Raw genomic sequence first — 19,767 nt, forward strand, 5'->3', positions numbered from 1 at the left:
GGCCGCTCGGGCGTGACCATCGAGAACACCACCATCACCAGTTCCGGGGCCGGCGGCGGGATCGGCATCGATGCCCGTACCACAACCAACATGGTGATCCGTGGCAACGCGATCACGGCCACGTCCGATACGGCCGGCGCGATCGGCATCCGCACGAATGGTGCAGCGAATATCACGATCGCCGATAACCGGATCACCACCTCGACCGCGGGCGTCCAGACGGTCATCGTCGGCAACAACACGACCTCGTTCAACGCCGCTTCGACGGGCAACACGGCTGTCGGGACCGGAACCTGCAGTTTCCCGACCGCCCCGACCGGCTCGGTCGGCTTCACCAATCTCAGCTGCCCCTGATCCCGGGAGGCTGCGGCCAGCGCGCCCGGCTTCACCAACGGCACTGCCTGTCAGTAAGGCGAAGTCGACGGACGTCGCTGCGGTGCGCCCGGCCCTGAGCGGCCTGAAGGCTGAGTCAACGCCGGGAGCCATGGAGACACCTACAATGACTTTGTGAGAAGCATGTCACCCGACGTGCGATCCGCGGTTGTCCAGCAGAATATCGGATCGACGGGGCCCTAACTTGTGCGGCGAAAGCGTTTCGCTTCTGCCAGATACAGATTCTGCATCCTGAGCCAGAGGCGCGGCGATCCGCCGAACTTTCCCGCGATCCTGAGGGCCATAGATGCCGTGATGCCGGCGTGGCCGTTGAGAATCCGCGACAGGTTGGTGCGCGCGATGCCCAGCATTTCTGCCGCTTCCGTCACGCCAAGCTCGAAACCAAGGCCGATGCCGCAGACTTCCCTGAGAGCCAGACCGGGATGCGGGGGGATTATGCATCGTCATCTCCAATTCTCCTCAGCGGCTCCCGCGGAATATGTGCAGAGCTAAGTACATTCACGAAAAGAATGGGCCGAGTTAAGTGCAAATTTGAGCCGCAAAGGCAGTTTTCATGTTTCAATTAAATCAACGGCTTACTTTGCATATTTGTGCAGGCTTTCCGTCACCCCAGAGCCGGGTCTGAAATGCACGAATGATTGAACCGTTTGCACCTGGCGCTGAACAGATATGTGCACTGAGTGGTGAACAGATTTTCCTAGAATCCATTTATATTCAATATGATGTGCTGAGGCCGGCATCCTCGGGGGGACTGAATGCCTGCAGCCTCTCTGCCTGTGGCTGATATCCTCTGGCGATGGCCAGTCGAAACATCATTGCATGTGAGAATAATTCTCATCTAGATTGCGAGGCCCTATTGAATACGGGAATGCACCAGATTTGAAACCGAATGGCCCATTCGACCTGTTTGTGTCGCACCGTGCCGCGCTGGTCGATTATGCAACCCCGCTGGTAGGAGATCGCAGCCGGGCGGAAGATATCGTCCAGGAAGCCTTCATCCGATTTGCCCCGGCCGCGGAGACCATTGCGTCAACCGAGCAGCCGGTGGCTTACCTGTTTCGTATCGTCCGTAATCTGGCTTTTGACTGGCGCCGCCGCCGGTCCCTGGAGACCCGACACCGGCTGGGGGAACCGGAATGGTGGATGGTGCCGCAATCGGCCCTGACCCCTGAGCAGCAGCTCATTACCGCCGAACGGTTGCGCAGGTTCGAAAATGCCCTTCAAGCGCTGGAGCTCAATGCCCGGGTGGCATTCGAGATGCACAGATTCGGTGGGTTCACCCTCGCCCAGATTGGCACTCACTTGGGCTTGTCGACAGCCAGCGTTCACCGTCTGGTTTCAAAAGCGCTGGCCGGAATTGCCGCGGCACTCGACGATTCCGATGCAGACTGAATCAGAAATGGTCGCCCAGTGTGAAATATGCATATGGGCCGTTCGTTGTTTGACTGGACCCTATCCGGTTCCTGCAATCTGACATTGGCATAGCTGTTCAGTTGACCAGACAGATGACCGACACCCCATCCGGAAATACCCTTGAGGAAGCAGCTGACTGGCTCATCCGCCTGCACGAGGCGGATAGCCAGGAGCTCCGGGCCAGACACGATCAATGGCTGGCCGCGTCGGAAGACAACCGGAACGCATGGACAAAGGTCTGCATGGCCTGGTCCGTGGCCGATGCGGCGCAGCCCGCGACCGTCACTGCCTGGCCCGGGCGCAAATCAGATGGCAAGCAGCCAGAGGCTGCGGCAAGCATCGTCGAAATCCGCCGCCGGAAACGCCGCTATCTCCCCTATGCGGCGGCGCTGGCTGCCGCGTGTCTGGCGATTGCAATCCTGCCGCAGGCCTGGCGGACGCTCGAAGCCGACTACAGCACTGATACGGCGGAGATGAAGACCATAAACCTGCTAGACGGCAGCACCATCAGCCTGGGGGCGGATAGCGCCATTGCTGTGAATCTCGCCAACCGAACCCGTATCGTTCAGTTGCTGGGCGGACGCGCCTTCTTTGACATCGCAAAGGATGAAACCCGCCCCTTTGTCGTGCAGGCCGGCGATGTCTCGGTCACGGTTCTCGGGACAGCCTTTGATGTCGGCCTGGGCAGAGAAGAAATCTCGGTCGCTGTGAAACGGGGTCTGGTCGGCGTGCGGTATGACAGCGGGGACATTCAGGCCGATGAGCGTGTGTCCCCCGGGACCCAGCTGACAATCAACAGGAGAACGGGGTCCGTCATCAGCCAGGCCTTTCCGGCATCAGAGGTTGGAACCTGGATCGACGGCAAACTGTTCGTCGAAAACGCACCAATCTCGGAGGTCCTCGAGGAACTACGGCGCTATCACCGCGGCGTAATCATCCTTGCAGACGATATTGGAGCCCGGCGGGTGACCGGTTTCTACAACCTGCAGGCTCCGGACCAAGCCATCGGCGCCATGCTTCTGCCGGTCGGTGGCAAGGTCCGGACGATCACACCGTACCTCACTCTGATTTCCGGCCCGTCAGACCCGCTCCCGAAATAATTTCGCCGATCCCTGAAATATCGGCAGTCCGGGTTCGTTATTCCCAATGCAAAACGCAAGTGACTCTCATTTGCGATTAGAGTTGGCCATTGGGGGATATGAGTATGTCTGTTCGAAAGCAGTGGATTCCGCTTCAACATCTTGGAAATAAAATTCTTCCCTGCCTGCTTGCGAGCACAGCGCTTGCATCTGGCGCTTTCCCCCTGGATGCCCGCGCGGCCGAGGCGCCGGTCGAGATCGCACAAGCAGCCACCGCCCAGAAACGCATCACGTTCAACATCCGGCCCCAGCCGCTGGCGGCTGCCCTGAGCCAGTTCGGGCGCCAGTCCGGCCTGCAGGTCACCGCGCCGGGGGGCATCACAGGCGATCTCCAGAGCCCGGGCGCCGCCGGCGAGATGACGCCGAACGAAGCGCTGGCACGCCTGCTGGCTGGCACCGGGCTGACCTGGCGGAATCCCGACCGTCAGACGGTGATCCTGGTTGCCACAGGCCAGGAGGGCAGCACGACTGTCCTGCCGCCGGTCCGTGTCGGCGGCGAGGCGCCGATCGCGTCCACTGCAATGCTGAGCAGTCTTCCCGAGGCCTATGCCGGCGGGCAGGTAGCCACCGGCGGCCAGGCCGGTCTGCTGGGCAACCGGAATGTGATGGACACGCCGTTCAACCAGACCAGCTACACCTCTCAGCTCATCCAAGACCAGCAGGCGCGAAAGCTCGATGACGTGCTTGCCAACGACCCGTCGGTGCGCCCGACCGCGCCGCGCGCTTACGGATTTGATTTCGTTTCGATCCGCGGCTTCAACGTCCCGAGTACGGCCTACGGAATCAACGGCCTTTATGGTCTTGCCTCCAACTTCTCCCTCAATTCACTGACATCGATTGAGCGCGTGGAGGCTCTGAAAGGCCCCGGCACGCTCCTGAACGGCATGCCACCGTCGGGCGGCGTCGGTGGCAGCGTCAATCTGATCACGAAACGCGCCACTGATGAGCCGATCACCCAGATGACGGCCACGTACAGCTCGGAGTCGCAGTTCGGTACGCATCTCGATGTCGGCCGCCGCTATGGCGAGACCGGGCAATTCGGCGTGCGGTTCAACGGCGCCTACAAGGCCGGTGATACCGAACTGGCCAACCAGAGCCAGGAACTGGCGACGGCCTCCGGCGCCGTCGATTTCCGCGGCGAGCGCGTTCGCCTGTCGGCTGATATCGGAATCGAGAACAACAATACCAACGCGATGACGCGCTATGTCAATTTCGGCAACCTGACATCCGTGCCCCCGGCGCCGGATGCCGGGGCGGCATTCATGCCGGACTGGGGATACTGGAACAGCAACGGCAAGATGGGGCTGGTACAAGGTGAGGTCGACCTGACCGACAGCCTGACCGCCTACGCACAGGCTGGCATGGTGACAGGCTCGACCGAATACCTGTATTCCGATGCGACCATCACCAACGTCAACGGCAACTTCAACGGCTCCCCGCGGCTCAACCACCAGGAGCGTGACCAGATCGCCTACCAGACCGGACTGCGGTCGGACCTGGAGACCGGGTTCGTGCATCATCTGGTGAATTTCAATGCCGCCGCCTCGTCGTCGGAAACGAAGATCATCAACACCACAGGAACGGCGTTTACTTCGAACCTCTACAATCCGGTCGCCAGCCCAACGCCGGCAATCTCGGTTGGCGATCCAATCAAGATCGGCAGCACGGATATGATGAGCTACGGCATAGCCGATACGCTGTCGGTGCTGGATGAGCGGGTTCAGCTCACCATCGGGGTTCGCAAGCAATATGCGGACACCGACAGCTTCAACGCCAGTGGCCAGACTGCCGCCTACGAGATGGATACCTGGACACCCGGCTACGCCATCGTGGTCAAGCCGTGGCAGAATGTGTCGCTCTATGCGAACTATGTCGAGGCCCTGGAAACCGGCACCATTGTTGGCTCGTCCTATGCGAATGCCGGCGAGATTCTCCCGCCCTACAAGACCACGCAGAAGGAAACCGGGGTCAAAGTGGACTGGGGCCGCCTGACGACGACCTTCAGTGCCTTCGATATCACCAAGCCGCTGCAGGTGGCGACCGCCGGTAACGTCCTGACCGGCGATGGCGAGCGGCGACATCGCGGAGCCGAATTGAATGTCTTCGGAAAGGTCGTTGAAGGCGTGCGCCTCCTGGGGGGCGTCATGTATGTCGATGCCCGGCAGGAGAAGACGGATAACGGCACCAATGACGGCAAGAAGGTCTTCGGGGTTTCGGAATACCAGTTCAATCTGGCGGCGGAATGGGACCTGCCTTTCGTCGAGGGGCTGACCCTGACCGGCCGGGTCATTCACAACAGCGAGTTCTATGCCAACGCAACCAACACGCAGCTGGTTCCCGACTGGACCCGCTATGACGTGGGCGCCCGCTACGAACTGGAATCACCCTGGAGCGGCAAGCCTCTTGTTGTCCGTTTCTCTGTCGAGAACCTGTTTAACACCGACTACTGGCAGGGTACGGCCACCGACAAGTACGTCTTCCTTGGTGCGCCGCGGACCTATCTGATTTCGACCACTTTCAATTTCTGACGCGAACACAGCAGCCTGCCTACCGCTAGCCCCCCTCCGCCCGGAATCCGGGCGGAGGTCATTCAGAAAGGAATGCTAGGATGTTCAACCAGCGGACACTGAGCCGGAGGCTGCAGATCTTATTTCTGTTCGCCCTGGGCGTTGTGGCGATATCCGGAATCGCATCAGCGCAAGTTGTATCGTCTTTCGATGGCGACATGGGCCCGGGCCTGGAGGTCTGCGGCGCAGCGAACCCACCGACGCATTGCGACAGGGCGGAGATGGATATTGCCGCCAGTGCCGAGCAGGTCGTGCAGGTGACCTGGAAGAATGTCCGTGTCTACGACAAATCCGGGAAGCTTCTGAAATCGACTCCACTGGCCGATGTCATCCGTGCCGCCGGCCTGGACCCGACCCTATCCAAGGGCAGCGGGCAACAGTTCGAACCCCATATCATCTATAATGAATTCATCGAGCGCTGGGTCATTACGGTGACTTGTCGGAATGACTGCACCCTGGTCAGTCAGTCATCGGATGCAACGGAAGGATGGGGCGGAACTTATCTGTCCTGCCTTCAGGGTGGCGACTGCCTGAACCGGAATCCCGGACTGAAGCTGGGCTACGACCGGAACGGTGTCTATATCTGCGGCGGTCACATAGGGGATGACAATCCGCAGACCGTACCGGGCGTTGCCTACGACTGTTTTGCAGTGCCGGGGGAGGAAATCAGGAAGATCGCGCAGGGCGAAGAACCCACCCATCTGAACCGCACGCACAGCATGCCGCTCGACATTGTTCCGGTCATCGACCACAACCCGACAAAAGCGGCATCCGCCCCGGCCTATTTCGTCAACAAAAGCTGTGACCGGGCCGCCCAGTATGGCTGCCAGCGTTCGACGAACACGTCCTTCCACTGGATCGTGAATACCTTCACGTGGTCAGGGGTGACCGGCAGATATAACGGTGGCGCTTCCCAGCAGATCATCAAGACGGGCGTCGGCTCCAGGGAAAATGTCTGGCTGTACAACTCGCCCTGCTGCGGCGAGACGATGTCGATCCCGCAGGCCGGCAGCGACGTTACCCTGCGGGCGGCCACAAGCCACCGGCTGATGAATGTTGTGCAATATGGCGCCAAACTGTATGGGGTTCTCGGTACCGGCCCGTGCATCGAATCCTGCGGCGCCCAGGGCGCCGATGCCAACAACATCCTGATCTGGGTGGAGCTGGATTGCACGAATCCGGATGCCTGCCTGGTCAGTCAGACCGGGAAGATTGCCGGCGCCGACCGCCATTACGAGTTCGGCACCATCGGTGTAGACGATGTCGGAAATCTTGGCATCGTGGGGACGGCGTCCAGTGCACAGGAGAACCTGTCTGTCGTCCTGTGGACCCGCAAGGTGGATGATCCCGCCAATACCGTGAACGGACCGCAGATTGTTGTGGCTGGAACCCGGCCCTATACCTGCCTGAATCACCGGGGCATGGTCCCCATGGGGAACTCCGTTGGCATCCTGACGGCGCTGGATCCCGCCGACCGCAAGACCCTGTGGGCTACCCAGCAATGGGCAAACGATGCCTCGCCCTGCGTCTGGAACACGAGGATCGTCGGATATCGGCTATGAGCACTACAATGTAGTGGGCCAACGGAAATGTTCAGAAAAGCAGTTGACCACCAGGGTGTCTGGTGAAACGACCAGCCAAGACATGCCCAACAAAGAGAATGCCATCAAGTTCCTGGAGTATCTCGCCTCCCGGCAGGCCCAGGAATATTCCGCGAAGGGGAATTACGAGTTCCCCGTCATAGTGGGCCGAGGTAAGTGCAAATTTGACCCGCAAAGGCCGTTTGTCTGTTTCAATTAAATCAACGGCTTAATTTGCAAATTTGTGCAGGCTTTCCGCCACCCCGGAGCCGGGGCGAATTCCGGCGCCGCCGCCGCGATCGCGTCGTGATCGCAGGATCGGCCGGGACCGGGAATATCCTTCCAAATCAGGAATAATCATATATCTTATTTTCAATTATTCCTTGAAAGTAAGATGACGGATGGAGAGTCTCGCCAACCTCGAATCCTTTGTGAAGGCAGCGGAATTCGGCGGATTCTCCGCGGCCGCACGGCAGCTGGGCCTGACCCCGGCGGCGGTCAGCCGCAATGTGGCGGCGCTGGAAGCCAGCCTCGGGGTGCGGCTGTTCGAGCGCAGCACCCGGCGCCTGGCCCTGACCGAACCCGGCGAGCGTTTCCTGCAGGCGGTCAGCGGCGGGCTGGACAGCATCCGCGCCGCGGTGGACGGCCTGTCGGCCGCGGGCCGCCCTCCGGCCGGGGTGCTGAAGGTCAGCCTCGCCCCGGCTTTCGGCAGCGACTACATCCTGCCCCTGCTGCCGGCCTTCCGGGCATTGTATCCGCAGGTCGTGCCGGACTGGCATTTCGAGAACCGCCCTCCCGGCACGGTCTTCGACCTGGAGGCCGAGGGCTATGACGCCGCCATCGGCAGCGGTTTCGAGCTGAGCCCGGGCATCGCCGCCCGCGCCCTCGCCCCGGTCCATGTGGTGGCCGTGGCGGCGCCCGGCTACATGGCGGGCCGCCGGCTGCCGCGGCATCCGGAGGATCTGGCGACCCTGGACGGCATCGTCCTGCGCTCGGCCCGGACCGGCCGCCTGCGCAGCTGGATGCTGCGCAATGCCGGCGGCGGGCAGGCGGCGGCGCAGCAGCCGCCGACCATGGCGCTGAACGACCCGGAGGCGGTCTGCCGCGCCGCCCTGCTCGGCCTGGGCGTGGCGCTGGTGGGCATGCCCCATGCCCTGCCGCATCTGGAGATCGGCACCCTGGTCCGCCTGCTGCCCGGCTGGCATGCCGAAGCCGGGACGATCGCGCTGTATCATTCCGACCGCCTGCCGCTGCCGGCGAAAACCCGCGCATTCATCGATTTCGTGACCGGGCAGTGCCGCCGCCAGGATCTCGCCCGCCGCCTCGCCGGCCGCCAGCCCTCCCGGGCCCCGGCCGCTGGCGTGGTCGATCCTGCCGGGTGATGCTAGATTGCCGCAGAATCACCGCCCGGGGGCCGTATGATCACAGTCCATCACCTGAACAATTCCCGCTCGCAGCGGATTCTCTGGCTGCTGGAGGAACTGGGCGTCCCCTACGAGGTGGTGCGCTACCAGCGCCAGCCCGACATGCTGGCACCACCGGCCCTGCGGCAGATCCACCCGCTGGGCAAGTCGCCGGTGATCACCGAAGACGGCCGCACCATCGCCGAAACCGGCGCCATCATCGAATATGTCCTCGAAAAACACGGCCCGAATAGCCGGGATGGCGGCCGGCTGGTGCCGCCGGCCGGCAGCGACGCCCGGCTGGCCTATACCTACTGGCTGCATTACGCCGAGGGCTCGGCGATGCCGCTGCTGCTGCTGAAGCTGATCTTCCTGCGGCTGCCCGGCCAGGTGCCGGGCCTGCTGCGGCCGATCGTGCGCATGGTGGCCGGCAAGGTGCAGGCCCGCCTGACCGACCCGCAGCTCGACACCCACCGGCGCTACTGGAACGACACCCTGCAGCAGCAGGGCGGCTGGTTCGCCGGCCCCGATTTCACTGCCGCCGACATCATGATGAGCTTCCCGCTGGAGGCCGCCGCCACCCGCGTCGGTGTCGACGGCTACCCGGCGGTGCGCGCCTTCCTCGATGCCATCCATGCCCGGCCGGCCTACAAAAAGGCGCTGGAGGCCGGCGGTCCCTATGAACTGATGAAGTGACACGGGCCGCCGCCATGGAGATCGACCTGCCCTTTGCCGCCCTGATGGGCCTGAAGATCCTGGAGGTCACGCCCGAAAGGGTGGTGGCCGAACTGCCGGTGCGGGCCGAGCTGTGCACGCGGCCGGCGATCCTGCATGGCGGCGCGGTGATGGCCTTTGCCGACACCCTGGGCGCCGTCGCCACCATGGCCAATCTGGGCGAGGGTCACGGCACCACCACCATCGAGAGCAAGACCAACTTCTTCGCCGGCATTCCGGAAGGCGAGACGGCCCGGGCCGAATGCACGCCCCTGCATCGCGGCCGCACCACCATGGTCTGGCAGACAAGGATCACCCGGGCCGACGGCAAGCTCGCCGCCATCGTGACCCAGACCCAGCTTGTGCTGGCACCGCGCTGAGGATACCGGCAGCACATGTCCACCATCACCCTTGCCGACCTGTCCACCCCGTCGCTGATCCTCGACCGCAGCCGCCTGCTGGCCAATACCGCGCGCATGCGCCAGCGCGCCGCGCAGCTCGGCGTCGGCCTGCGGCCGCACATGAAAACCGCGAAATCCGCCACCATCGCGGCCATCGCCCATGATGGCGCGAAGGGCCCGGTGACGGTTTCCACCCTGGCCGAGGCCCGCTATTTCGCCGCCGCCGGTTTCCGCGACATCCTCTACGCGGTGCCGGTGGCGCCGCAGAAGCTGGACCAGGCCGCCGCGATCATGCGCGAGACCGGCTGCGACCTGAAGCTGATCACCGATCATCCGGCAGTCGCCGCCGCCATCGCCGAAGCCGGCCGGCGGCTCGGGCTTGCCTTCCGGGTGCTGATCAAGATCGATTGCGGGCTCGGCCGGGCCGGCATTCCGGCGGACTCGGAGCTGCTGCTGCCGCTGGCCGCGGCCCTGTCGGCGCCGGATTCCGCGACAGGGGGGGCGGTGCTGGCCGGCGTGCTGACCCATGCCGGGCATTCCTATCATGCGAAGGACATCGCGGAGATCCGGCGCATCGCCGAGGACGAACGGCTGGCGGTGGTGACCGCGGCCGGCAGGCTGCGCGCCGCCGGCCATGCCTGCCCGATCGTCTCGGTCGGCTCGACGCCCACCGCGCTCCACGCCGCCCATTACGACGGCGTGACCGAAATGCGGCCAGGCAACTACATGTTCTTCGACCTGTTCCAGGCCGGGGTCGGCTCCTGCCGGATGGAGGATATCGCCGTCGGCGTGCTGGCCAGCGTGGTGGCCCATCATCCGGGCCGCGGCCATCTGCTGATCGATGCCGGCGGGCTGGCGCTGTCGAAGGATACCGGCGCCAACGAACATCTGCCCGGCACCGGCTATGGCCGGGTCCGCCAGCCGGGCGCGGCCCAGCCGCTGCCCGGCCTTGCCGTGCACGATGTCCACCAGGAACATGGCCTGGTCGGCCGGCAGGATGGCGCCGCGCCGGATTTCGCCGCCCATCCGCCGGGCAGCCGGCTGCTGGTGCTGCCCAACCATTCCTGCATGACGGCGGCGATGTACGACCGCTATTTCGTCGTCGATCCGGCGCAGGGCGGGCCGGATGCCGTGATCGCCGAATGGGACCGGGTTAACGGCTGGTAGTCACCGCCGGGCACCAACCGGTCGCGGAAGTGTTGCGCCCGGGGCAGGTTCGGGCTTGAGTGGGCGCGAGGGGGATCGCGTACAGAATGTCCGATACCGCGAAATCCGCGCCGACCGTATCGGGCCCGGCTGCATCGGGCCCGGCCGCATCGGATCAGGGTACGGTCGGCAGCGGCTTCCGCCGCATCCTGCCGGTCAACGCCCTGGTGACGGTCATGGTCGCCGGGACGACCGGGCTGCTGCTGCTGTCGCAGCTGCCGCCGGCCTGGATCTGGATCTGGCTGGCCTGCCATGCCGGACCGGCCCTCTACATTGTCTTCCGCTGGCTGCTGCGGCCGCGGCCAAGCAGCCGCAGCCGGCAGATCCTGCTGCGCGCCACCGATATCCTGATTGCCGGCCTGTCCGGCCTCGTCTGGGGTGCCGGCGCCCTGTTCCTGCCGCATCTCGATCCGCCCCACCAGGTGCTGATCATCATCGTCGCCGGCGGCATGATCGCCGGCAGCTCGGCCACCCTGGCGGTGGTGCCGGTCAGCGCGCTGGCCTACATGGTGGCCGCCGCCGCCCCCTATATCGCGGCCCTGCTGATGACCGGCACGCCGGTCGGCTACGGTCTCGCCGTACTGGCCAGCGCCTTCACCCTGGCCATGCTGGTGACCAACCGCATCGTCAACGGCGTGATCCGGCGCAACCGCCGCCTCTTCGACGAGAATGCGGCGCTGTATGCCCGCATCCGCAGCGCCCAGGATGAACTGCTCGACATCGCCGAAAGCAGCGAGGCCTTTGTCTTCTTCGACGAGGCCGGCCGCATCCAGCTGTGGAACCGCCGCCTGCCCGCCCTGCTGGGCATTGGCGAGGACCAGCTGCGCCGCGATGCGGCGCTGCCGCCGCTGCTGGATGCCGCCGGCCTGCCGGCCGACCTGCCGGGACAGCTGGCGGCGGCCGGCAGCAATGCGCCACGGCCGGTGCTGCGGCTGCCGGGCGGCCGCTGGGTGCGGGCCAGCCTGCGCCGCACCCCGCAGGGCGACCGTGCCCTGATCCTGGTCGACATCACCGAACAGCAGCTGTCCGGCAGCCGCCTGCGCGAGCAGAATGAACGGCTGGAAGAGCTGTTCCGCCAGGTCTCGGAGGCCCGTGACGCCGCCCTGCGCGCCAGCCACGCGAAATCCACCTTCCTCGCCAACATGAGCCACGAGCTGCGCACGCCGCTGAATGCCATCATCGGCTTTTCCGACATCATGCAGCAGAAGATGTTCGGCGAGGCCTCGCCGAAATACGACGAATACCTGCGCGACATCCATGGCAGCGCCCGCCACCTGCTGGGCATCATCGACGACATCCTCGATCTTGCCCGCATCGAGGCCAGCCAGATCGTGCTGAATGAAACCCCGGTCGCCATCGCCGAGGAGGCCGCCACCTGCATCCGGCTGACCGCCCTGCAATTCGGTCGCCCGGCCGCCTCGATGCTGACCAGCCTGCCCGACGGCCTGCCCGACCTGCTGGCCGATGCCCGGCTGCTGCGGCAGATCCTGCTCAACCTGATCGGCAACGCCCTCAAATTTTCGCCCGCCGGCGCCCCCATCGAGATCGGCGCCCTGTGCAATCCGGCCGGCGAGATCGAATTGTGGGTGCGCGACCACGGCATCGGCATCGCCGAGGCCGATCAGGCCCGCATCTTCGATCCTTTCGAGCAGGCCGACAGCCAGCTCAGCCGCAAATTCGGCGGGGTCGGTCTCGGCCTGTCGCTGGTGCGCGCCTTCGTCGCCGCCCATGGCGGCCGCATCGCCGTCGACAGCCGGCCCGGCCAGGGCAGCCGCATCAGCGCCATCTTCCCCGCCATGCGCACCCTTGCCCGCCCCTCGGGCAGCCGCCTCTCTGGCGGCGGGCCGCCCGGCTAGCCCGCGCCGCCCCGAAAGCCGGCCGCCGGGCCGCGGCCATTGCGCATCCCCCCCATTTTCCGGTTGAGTGGAATGACGACACATCCTGCGGGTCATGTCTGAGAATGGCGCCAAACCGGCCCCGGGAGCGGATTCCGGGGCCAGACCGAAATCCCGGCCGGGCACCGCCCTGCCCGGCAGCCGGCACCTGCGCCTGCCGCTGGAAGCCGGCTTCCACACGATCCTGCAGCTCAACGCCATCGCCACCCTGCTGGGTGCCAGTGTGTTCTGCGCCCTGCTCTGGGGCGAGGCACCACAGGACTTGCTGATCGGCTGGTGGCTGCTGATGGCACTGTCGGCGGTAATGATGCTGGTCGACCGGTATATCTACATGCGCCGCCACCGGCTGCGCTGGTGGCTGGCCTACGACATCTTCACCGCCAGCTTCTGCGGGCTTGCCTGGGGATCGGCGGCGATCGGCATGCCGATGCTGGAACACGATGCCCGCATGCTGGTGGTCGCCGTCATCGCCGGGGTGATGGGGTTTTCGGCGCCGGCGCTGTCGATCGTGCCGCTGGCCGGCACGCTGTTCCTGATCGGCGTCGCCGCTCCCTTTGCCGTCTATTTCACCACCCTGGGCACCACCATCGGCTATGGCCTGGCCGGCCTGCTGTTCGGCTATGTGGCAATGATGCTGTCCACCAATTACACGCTGAACCGCATCCTCAATCGCAACCGCCAGCTCGGCGAGGAAAACACCGCGCTGTACGACCGCATCCGCGACGCCCAGCAGGAACTGCTCGGCATTGCCGACAGCAGCGAGGCCTTCGTCTTCTTCGACGAGGTCGGCCGCATCCAGCTGTGGAACCGCCGCCTGCCCGCCCTGCTGGGCATCGACGAAGACCAGCTGCGCCGCGATGCGGCGCTGCCGCCGCTGCTGAGCACCGCCGGCCTGCCGGCCGGCCTGCTGACCCGGCTCGAAATGGCCGGCAGCGGCTCGCCGCGACCGGTGCTGCAGCTGGCCAACGGCCGCTGGGTGCGGGCCAGCCTGCGCCGCACCCCGCAGGGCGACCGTGCCCTGATCCTGGTCGACATCACCGAACAGCAGCAGGCCAGCGCCCGTCTGCGCGAGCAGAATGAACGGCTGGAAGAGCTGTTCCACCAGGTCTCGGAGGCCCGTGACGCCGCCCTGCGCGCCAGCCACGCGAAATCCACCTTCCTCGCCAACATGAGCCACGAGCTGCGCACGCCGCTGAATGCCATCATCGGCTTTTCCGACATCATCCGGCAGAAGATGTTCGGCCCTGATTCGCCGAAATACGGCGAGTATGTCGACGACATCCACGGCAGCGGGCGGCATCTGCTGGGCATCATCGACGACATCCTCGATCTTGCCCGCATCGAGGCCAACCAGATATCCCTCAACGAGACGCCGGTCGCCATCGCCGAGGAAGCCGCCACCTGCATCCGGCTGGCCGGCCAGCAATTCGGTCGCCCGGCCGCCTCGATGCTGACCAGCCTGCCCGACGGCCTGCCCGACCTGCTGGCCGATGCCCGGCTGCTGCGGCAGATCCTGCTCAACCTGATCGGCAACGCGGTGAAGTTCTCGCCCGCCGGCGCCCCCATCGAGATCGGCGCCCTGTGCAATCCGGCCGGCGAGATCGAATTGTGGGTGCGCGACCACGGCATCGGCATCGCCGAGGCCGATCAGGCCCGCATCTTCGAGCCCTTCGAGCAGGCCGACAGCCAGCTCAGCCGCAAATTCGGCGGCCTCGGTCTCGGCCTGTCGCTGGTGCGCGCCTTCGTCGCCGCCCATGGCGGCCGCATCGCCGTCGACAGCCGGCCCGGCCAGGGCAGCCGCATCAGCGCCATCTTCCCCGCCGTCCGCACGCGCCCCGTCGCCTGAAACCGGGCCGCCCTACCAGGAAAAGCCGATCTGGTGCAGGAAGGCATCGGCGGCGGATTCCCACAGATCGGGGTAATCCAGCAGCCGGTGGCCATCGGCCTCGGCCAGCGGCGGGAACAGATAGAGCTGCGCCGCGCCGCCGCCGGCGGCATAGCCATCCTGCCAGCGCCGGATTGCCGCCGGGCTGTAGTAACTGTCGTTGGCTGCATAGAGCCACAGCGACGGCACCGCCTGACCCGAACTGCCGGCCTGCACGAAGACGTCGCGGTTGAAGTCGCTGCCGCCCACGGTCTCCAGCGGAATCCCGCCGGGATCGCCGATCCAGCCGCCGGCGAAACTGATGCTGCCGACCACGCCGGGCGGCCGGCGGCCGGCATAGGCAACGCCCAACAGGCCGCCGCGCGACTGGCCGGCGACGACAATGCGACGCCCGTCGATGCCCGGCTGCGCCCGCATGAAGGTCACCACCGCATCGAGATCGTCCAGCGCATGCTGCAGCCCTTCCGCCAGCTTCAGCGGATCGCGGTCGTAGCCCTCGACATATTCCCCCTCCGATGCGCCACGGCCGCGCCGCATCGGCGCCAGGAAAGCAAAACCGCGCGCAAGGAAATAGCGTGCCTGCAATTCGTAGCGCAGCATCTGGCGCGGCGGCACGGCGCCCGGTCCGGTCGAGCCGTGACTGAACACCACCAGCGGCACCGGCACGGCCGCATCCCCGGCCGTGGCCACCGGCGGCGGGCGGAACAGCGTCGCCGCCAGATTGGCCGGGCGGCCGAGCCCGGCATCCCGCACCCGCGACGGGATCAGCAGCGTTTCGCCGGCCAGCGGACGATAGGGCGGCAGGGCGGCCAGCAGATCCGGCAGACGGTCGGCCGCCACCGGCTGCAGCCAGCCATGGTCGCTGACCTGGCCGCGCTGATAGCTGCCTTCCAGCCGGCCGCTGGCATCCATGCGATAGCGGATGCTGACGGCGCTGGAACGGAAAACCAGCAGGCCGTCGCTGCCGATCCGGCCGCGCAGCCGCAGCCACTGGCGACGGATATGGCCGTCCGGCGCATCGCCCAGTCCGTAGACGGCCTGCACGCTGCCATCGGCGTCGATGCGTTCGACTGCCAGCAGATGCGGCAGGGCGGCACCCCAGCGTCCGAGCCAGCAGCCGGCAAACGCGGCCAGCGGCGCCGCCAGGCCGGCCGGCGGCGGCTGCAGGCAGAGATCGGCGGGCAGCGGAATGGTCATGCGGCGCGCCCCGCCCTGTCGCCTTCCTGCAGCATGGCGCCGATCACGCCGCCATGCGCTGCGCAGCCTGGGCCCGCGACTGCCGCCGGCTCAGCCAGCGCAGTTCGGCGGCATCCCACAGGGCGTGGAAATCGGTCAGCATGCGCTGGGTGACGGCCTCGACGAAAAAGGCGCGGTCGGCGGCACTGACTCCCTGCTGCAGGCCCCGCGCCATCTCGATCACCGCCGCCGCCATGTCGAGATAGCCGGCGGGCAGGCGGCAGCGCTGCCACAGCGCCCGCAGGCCCAGCCGGCCCGGATCGTGGATCAGCTTCTGCGCATTGCCCAGCGGGATGCGGGCCAGCTGGGCCAGCGCCGCCTCGAAGAAGACGAGATCGCCTCCGGCCAGCGCCCGCAGCACCAGGCCGCTGTCGAGCTGGCCAAGCCGCTGCAGTTCGGCCAGCAGTTCGGCAAGACCGGTCGGATCGGCACCGGCCCCGAGAATGCCGAGCAGGGCCCGTTCGCGCACCTGCATCATCATCTCGGCGGCCTGCACAGGCGGCACCCGGTAGCGCTCGACCAGCATCTCGCGCAGGGCGGCGGACACCTGGCCGACCAGGCGGGCGGCGAATTTCGGCGGCAGGCCCGGCCGGCGCGCCAGCGCCTCGCCGACCGCCCGGCTGTCGGGAAAACGGTCGAGTGCCTGCTCGAGCAGCGGCGTGCCGACACTGGCCCCGGCATTGCCCATCAGCACCGCCACGGCCGGCTCGGCCGCCTGCAGCACCAGTGCCTCGGCAAGCCCGGCGGAAACGCGGCTGCGGCCGGCAATCGCCGCCTGGTGGCGCGGCGAGACCGCGGCCAGCAGCTCGATCAGGTCGCTGTCGCTGAGCACCGGAGAGAATTGCAGGATCGGCACGGCGACCTCGGCCACGTCGCGCGCCATGCGGCGCGCCACGGCCGGCGGCAGGTCGGGATTGTCGCGCAGATGTTCGGCCAGCGTGCGGCGGACCAGGGTTTCGGCATCGCGGGCCAGCGCGGCGATGATCGCCTGGGCAAGGGCGCGCTCGGCATCGCTCAGCCCGACCCCGGCATAGGCGCGCGCCACCTTCTCGGCCGTGTCGGCACGCGCCGACGGCGAGGGATCCGCCAGCAGCTTCTCGACATCCTTGCTGGAAAGGAACGCGCCGCCCGTCACCGCCTGCCTGCCCCCGGTTGCCGGTCGCAATATTTGCCGGTCGTCATGATTGTCGGTTGATTGTTCGGGCGCGGACCTTAAGCAGCCGTCAGACAAATGTCACGCGCAGAGTTTGGTAAACGCACACATGGCCTGCTGCCACGGCGTGTGACACACTTTTGTATGCCGGTTGTTCGCAAGCACCCGCGCGGGACGCGAAATCCGCCGCCGCCGCCGCTCCGTTTTGGCGATATGACGCGCGTGTCAGGTGCGGCGATGCCGGCGCCGCACTTGTACAGACATCTGGCGCGGCGGCGAAATCAGGCCATCACGCGGCGGCTGAGCGCATCCTCGATGGCGTCCCAGATCTCGGCTTCCAGCCGCACGCCGTCGAAGCGGTTGATCTGCTGGATGCCGGTCGGCGAGGTGACATTGATCTCGGTGAGATAATCGCCGATCACGTCGATGCCGACGAAGATCAGGCCCTCGCGTTTCAGATGCGGGCCGATGATCTCGCAGATCTCGCGCTCGCGCGCGGTCAGCCCGGTTTTCTCCGGGCGCCCGCCGACATGCATGTTCGAGCGCGCCTCGCCGGCCGCCGGCACGCGGTTGACCGCGCCGGCCGGGCGGCCGTCGATCAGGATGATGCGCTTGTCGCCGGTCCGCACCGCCGGCAGGTATTTCTGCACGATCACGGGTTCGCGGGAGAGCTTGGTGAACATCTCGATCAGCGAACCGAGATTCTCGTCATCGGGCTTGAGATGGAACACGCCGGCACCGCCATTGCCGAACAGCGGCTTGAGGATGATGCTGCCATGCTCGATGCGGAATTCCCGGATCGCCTCCATGTCCGACGAGATCAGGGTCGGCGGCATCACGCCGTCGAAATGCGTCACATACAGCTTTTCCGGAGCGTTGCGCACGGCGACCGGATTGTTCACCACCAGGGTCTTCGGATGGATATGCTGCAGGATATGCGTCGCGGTGATGTAGGCCATGTCGAAGGGCGGGTCCTGGCGCATCAGCACCACATCCATCTCGGCCAGGTCGACCAGTTCCGCCGCCCCCAGGGTGGCGAAGTTGCCGCGTTCGGCGCGCAGCTGCATGGCCCGGCCGCGCGCCAGCACGCGGCCGTCGCGGAAGCTGAGATCCTTCGGCAGGTAATGGAACAGGCTGTGGCCGCGGGTGACCGCCTCCAGGCCCAGCATGAACGTGCTGTCGCCATCGAAATCGATGCTTTCGATGGGGTCCATCTGGATCGCCACCTTGAGGGCCATGGCTCGTCCTTCCGCTTGCTTGCGCGATATGGGTGTGTCAGTTCAGCTGCCGGCGAATGTGGCGCAGGAAGGCCTCGGCCTCAAGGCTTGCCGCCTCGTCGCCGGCCAGCATCAGGAAGCGCTCGGTGGCGCTGATCGCCGCACCGATGCGGCCGAGCTTGCCCTCGACGACACCCAGTTCGCGCCAGGCCGGCGCGAAATTCGGCGCCACCAGCAGCATCCGGCGCAGGATCTCGGCGGCACGCTCGGCCTCGCCGGCCCGCCAGGCACGGCCCTTGATGTTGTTCTGCAGGCGCAGCAGCACCTCGCGGGGCGAGATCGGCCGCACATGCTCCGGCATCAGTTCCTCGCCGACACCGCTGCGGCGCAGCAGCGCCGTCATTTCCGGCGGCGCCGCAATGCGGCCGGCATGAAAGGGATCCAGCACCAGCGCACCATCCTCGCCCTCGATGCGGACGAGGAAATGGCCCGGGAAATCGAGACCGCAGACCGGCCATGTCTGCGCACGCGCGGCATGGATGTAGAGGATGCCGAGGCTGACCGGCAGGCCCATGCGGCGGTCGATCACCCGCAGCAGGTCGGCATTCTGCGGATCGTCGTAGCTGTCGGTATCGCCGCGGTAACCAAATTCCGCCGACAGGACGCCGGCCAGTGCCACCGCCCGCGGGGCCACTTCCGGCCCGGCATCGATGCGCGCCAGCGCCGCCGCGATATCGCCGAGATGGCGGCGGTAGGGGCCGAGATCGGTGTCCGGATGGTCCAGCGCGGCCAGCAGCAGGGCTGCCTCGGCAAGATCGAGCGCGTCGTCCGGCACGGCGCCGAGGGCCCTGAGGGCGGTTTCGATCGCCGCGCGGTCGCTCATGTCCGGCCGCCTGCCACCGCGCCGGGCCTTACACCGGCTTGCGGCGCGGATCGGTCTTCAGCCAGACATGACTGACGACCTTCTGCACGCCCTTGATGGTGCGGGCATAGTCGGTGACGCGGGTCAGCTCGTCATCGTTCTGCGCCAGCCCGATCAGATAGACGATGCCGTTCACCGTCTCGATGCTGTAGTTGATATCGACGATGCTGCTGTCGGTGGCGATCTTGAAGCGCAGCTGGCTGCTGATCCAGGTGTCGCTGGCCGAGTCGAGGATGCCGTCGCTGGCATTGACCTGCACCTCGTTGATCACCTCGTTGATGCGGTCCGATGCCGCCCAGGCCAGCCTTGTCGCCTCGTCGCGCGAGAATTCGGTGCCAACCACTCCGGTCAGCAGCACCCGGCCCTCGTAGACGGTGATCGACAGCTTGCGCCAGATATACTGGTTCTCCTTGAGATACTTGTCGTTGATCAGCAGCTGGATGCCCTTGTCGTTGCCGGCATTCTTCACGCCGCGTTCCTCGGCGGCGGCAACCCCGACCGCGGCGCCGGCGCCGACCGCGGCGCCGATGCAGCCGGCCAGGCCCGGCGCCATGGCCAGCAGCAGCAGCAGTGCGGCAAGGCGGGTGGAAAAGAGGGGCCCGGCAGAGGCGGTCGACGACAGCAGCACGCGCGATATCCTTCT

The 19,767-nt window shown here is 66.1% G+C and carries 17 protein-coding genes; 11 read left to right on the forward strand and 6 right to left on the reverse strand.

The annotated features are described in order from the left end of the window. The coding region (locus ACEQZY_RS08500; RefSeq protein ID WP_370153581.1) for a right-handed parallel beta-helix repeat-containing protein at positions 1–354 on the forward strand (354 nt) is incomplete at its 5' end. A 218-nt stretch (positions 355–572) separates the two neighbouring features. Here the strand turns inward: ACEQZY_RS08500 and ACEQZY_RS08505 are convergent. Next, positions 573–830: a HigA family addiction module antitoxin gene (locus tag ACEQZY_RS08505; protein WP_341704920.1), complete on the reverse strand. Its 258-nt coding sequence runs from the start codon at positions 828–830 to the stop codon at positions 573–575. Between the two features lie 442 nt (positions 831–1,272). On the opposite strand from ACEQZY_RS08505, the gene ACEQZY_RS08510 reads away from it, so the two are divergent. The 10 genes from ACEQZY_RS08510 (at position 1,273) to ACEQZY_RS08555 (ending at position 14,557) form a co-directional block, all read left to right on the forward strand. Continuing rightward, positions 1,273–1,785: a sigma-70 family RNA polymerase sigma factor gene (locus tag ACEQZY_RS08510; protein ID WP_370153583.1), complete on the forward strand. Its 513-nt coding sequence runs from the start codon at positions 1,273–1,275 to the stop codon at positions 1,783–1,785. A gap of 113 nt (positions 1,786–1,898) precedes the next feature. Next, complete coding sequence (locus tag ACEQZY_RS08515; RefSeq protein ID WP_370153585.1) at positions 1,899–2,906, forward strand: FecR domain-containing protein; 1,008 nt, start codon at positions 1,899–1,901, stop codon at positions 2,904–2,906. A gap of 104 nt (positions 2,907–3,010) precedes the next feature. Beyond that, positions 3,011–5,473, forward strand: coding sequence for a TonB-dependent siderophore receptor (locus tag ACEQZY_RS08520; RefSeq protein ID WP_370153587.1), 2,463 nt, complete (start codon positions 3,011–3,013; stop codon positions 5,471–5,473). A gap of 80 nt (positions 5,474–5,553) precedes the next feature. Continuing rightward, positions 5,554–7,074, forward strand: a complete 1,521-nt coding sequence (locus ACEQZY_RS08525; RefSeq protein ID WP_341704918.1) for a hypothetical protein — start codon at positions 5,554–5,556, stop codon at positions 7,072–7,074. A gap of 419 nt (positions 7,075–7,493) precedes the next feature. Continuing rightward, the gene (locus ACEQZY_RS08530; RefSeq protein WP_370153589.1) at positions 7,494–8,474 is read left to right on the forward strand and encodes a LysR family transcriptional regulator; all 981 of its coding nucleotides are present in this window, start codon (positions 7,494–7,496) and stop codon (positions 8,472–8,474) included. Positions 8,475–8,510: 36 nt separating this feature from the next. After that, complete coding sequence (locus ACEQZY_RS08535; RefSeq protein WP_370153591.1) at positions 8,511–9,191, forward strand: glutathione S-transferase family protein; 681 nt, start codon at positions 8,511–8,513, stop codon at positions 9,189–9,191. Next, complete coding sequence (locus ACEQZY_RS08540) at positions 9,188–9,589, forward strand: PaaI family thioesterase (protein ID WP_370153593.1); 402 nt, start codon at positions 9,188–9,190, stop codon at positions 9,587–9,589. The genes ACEQZY_RS08535 and ACEQZY_RS08540 overlap by 4 nt, the downstream gene beginning before the upstream one ends. Before the next feature lie 15 nt (positions 9,590–9,604). Continuing rightward, on the forward strand, positions 9,605–10,777 hold the full coding sequence (locus ACEQZY_RS08545) for an alanine racemase (RefSeq protein WP_341705782.1): 1,173 nt from the start codon (positions 9,605–9,607) through the stop codon (positions 10,775–10,777). Between the two features lie 86 nt (positions 10,778–10,863). Further along, positions 10,864–12,672 (forward strand): sensor histidine kinase, encoded by a 1,809-nt coding sequence (locus ACEQZY_RS08550; protein WP_370153595.1) that lies wholly within the window; start codon positions 10,864–10,866, stop codon positions 12,670–12,672. Positions 12,673–12,766: 94 nt separating this feature from the next. Next, positions 12,767–14,557, forward strand: a complete 1,791-nt coding sequence (locus ACEQZY_RS08555) for a sensor histidine kinase (protein WP_370153597.1) — start codon at positions 12,767–12,769, stop codon at positions 14,555–14,557. Positions 14,558–14,569: 12 nt separating this feature from the next. On the opposite strand, the gene ACEQZY_RS08560 is transcribed toward ACEQZY_RS08555, so the two are convergent. The 5 genes from ACEQZY_RS08560 to ACEQZY_RS08580 all read right to left on the reverse strand — a co-directional run bounded on the left by ACEQZY_RS08560 (position 14,570) and on the right by ACEQZY_RS08580 (position 19,752). Continuing rightward, positions 14,570–15,793 carry an alpha/beta hydrolase gene (locus tag ACEQZY_RS08560; protein WP_370153599.1) on the reverse strand — a complete coding sequence of 408 codons (1,224 nt, stop codon included), beginning with the start codon at positions 15,791–15,793 and terminating at the stop codon, positions 14,570–14,572. Between the two features lie 43 nt (positions 15,794–15,836). Continuing rightward, positions 15,837–16,967, reverse strand: a complete 1,131-nt coding sequence (locus tag ACEQZY_RS08565) for a DUF2336 domain-containing protein (protein WP_341705448.1) — start codon at positions 16,965–16,967, stop codon at positions 15,837–15,839. Positions 16,968–17,266: 299 nt separating this feature from the next. Beyond that, complete coding sequence (gshB, locus tag ACEQZY_RS08570; RefSeq protein WP_341705449.1) at positions 17,267–18,223, reverse strand: glutathione synthase; 957 nt, start codon at positions 18,221–18,223, stop codon at positions 17,267–17,269. Between the two features lie 37 nt (positions 18,224–18,260). Next, entirely contained in the window at positions 18,261–19,085 is an 825-nt protein-coding gene (locus ACEQZY_RS08575; RefSeq protein WP_370153601.1) for a SirB1 family protein, read from the reverse strand. A gap of 28 nt (positions 19,086–19,113) precedes the next feature. Then, positions 19,114–19,752, reverse strand: a complete 639-nt coding sequence (locus tag ACEQZY_RS08580) for a BON domain-containing protein (protein WP_341705452.1) — start codon at positions 19,750–19,752, stop codon at positions 19,114–19,116. Between the last annotated feature and the right edge of the window lie 15 nt (positions 19,753–19,767).

The sequence above is a fragment of the Ferrovibrio sp. genome, assembly GCF_964218355.1.
Lineage (GTDB): Bacteria > Pseudomonadota > Alphaproteobacteria > Ferrovibrionales > Ferrovibrionaceae > Ferrovibrio.

Coding starts and splice junctions, on each gene's coding strand:
- ACEQZY_RS08515 (WP_370153585.1), top strand. CDS start 1,899: ATGACCGACACCCCATCCGGAAATACCCTTGAGGAAGCAGCTGACTGG.
- ACEQZY_RS08520 (WP_370153587.1), top strand. CDS start 3,011: ATGTCTGTTCGAAAGCAGTGGATTCCGCTTCAACATCTTGGAAATAAA.
- ACEQZY_RS08525 (WP_341704918.1), top strand. CDS start 5,554: ATGTTCAACCAGCGGACACTGAGCCGGAGGCTGCAGATCTTATTTCTG.
- ACEQZY_RS08530 (WP_370153589.1), top strand. CDS start 7,494: ATGGAGAGTCTCGCCAACCTCGAATCCTTTGTGAAGGCAGCGGAATTC.
- ACEQZY_RS08535 (WP_370153591.1), top strand. CDS start 8,511: ATGATCACAGTCCATCACCTGAACAATTCCCGCTCGCAGCGGATTCTC.
- ACEQZY_RS08545 (WP_341705782.1), top strand. CDS start 9,605: ATGTCCACCATCACCCTTGCCGACCTGTCCACCCCGTCGCTGATCCTC.
- ACEQZY_RS08550 (WP_370153595.1), top strand. CDS start 10,864: ATGTCCGATACCGCGAAATCCGCGCCGACCGTATCGGGCCCGGCTGCA.
- ACEQZY_RS08555 (WP_370153597.1), top strand. CDS start 12,767: ATGTCTGAGAATGGCGCCAAACCGGCCCCGGGAGCGGATTCCGGGGCC.
- ACEQZY_RS08560 (WP_370153599.1), bottom strand. CDS start 15,793: ATGACCATTCCGCTGCCCGCCGATCTCTGCCTGCAGCCGCCGCCGGCC.
- gshB (WP_341705449.1), bottom strand. CDS start 18,223: ATGGCCCTCAAGGTGGCGATCCAGATGGACCCCATCGAAAGCATCGAT.
- ACEQZY_RS08575 (WP_370153601.1), bottom strand. CDS start 19,085: ATGAGCGACCGCGCGGCGATCGAAACCGCCCTCAGGGCCCTCGGCGCC.